This window comes from Mesorhizobium sp. M2A.F.Ca.ET.037.01.1.1 (assembly GCF_003998075.1).
Classification (GTDB): domain Bacteria; phylum Pseudomonadota; class Alphaproteobacteria; order Rhizobiales; family Rhizobiaceae; genus Mesorhizobium.
Window position 1 is genome coordinate 1 of the sequence record NZ_RZSA01001558.1, and the last position, 875, is coordinate 875.

1 protein-coding gene is annotated in these 875 nt (G+C 64.7%); it reads right to left on the reverse strand.

The features are described 5' to 3' along the window. A partial coding sequence (locus tag EOA27_RS38345) for a DUF3362 domain-containing protein (protein ID WP_127258947.1) occupies positions 1-875 on the reverse strand: 875 nt, incomplete at both ends.

Below are 875 nucleotides of genomic sequence, written 5' to 3' on the forward strand. Positions count from 1 at the left end.
GGGCGGGGACCGATCAGGTCGGCGCGGCCCATCTCCTTCAGGGCATCGCGCAGCAGTGGCCAATTGTCGGGGTCGTGGTAACGCAGGAATGCTTTGTGCAGCCGGCGCTGCCGCCCGCCGCGAACGGTCTCGACCTTGTCGGTCGCGCCGCGCCGCACGCCCTTCAGCGTGTTGACGCCGGTGTGGTACATGGCCGTCGCGGTCGCCATGGGCGAAGGCAGGAAGGTCTGCACCTGGTCGGCGCGGTAGCGGTTCTTCTTCAGCCAGAGCGCCAGCTGCAGCATGTCCTCGTCGGTCGTGCCGGGATGGGCGGCGATGAAATATGGAATGAGGTAGTATTTCTTGCCGGCTTCCTTGGCGGCTGCGTCGAACATCTCCTTGAAGCGGTCATAGGTGCCGATGCCCGGCTTCATCATCTTGTCGAGCGGCCCGCGCTCGGTGTGCTCGGGCGCGATCTTGAGGTAGCCGCCGACGTGGTGGGTCACCAGTTCCTTGACATATTCCGGGCTCTTGACGGCCAGGTCATAACGCACGCCGGAGGCGACCATCACCTTCTTGACGCCCTTGACCTCGCGGACCTTGCGGTAGAGCCGGATCAGGTCGTCATGCGAGGTGTTGAGGTTGGGGCAGATATCGGGAAACACGCAGGACGGCAGGCGGCAGGCCGCCTCGATCTTGGGGTCCTTGCAGGCCATCCGGTACATGTTGGCGGTCGGCCCGCCGATATCGGAGATCACGCCGGTGAAGCCCGGGGTCTTGTCGCGGATCTTCTCGATCTCGCGCAGGATCGAGCCCTCGGAGCGGTTCTGGATGATGCGGCCTTCATGCTCGGTGATCGAGCAGAACGTGCAGCCACCGAAGCAGCCGCGCATCAC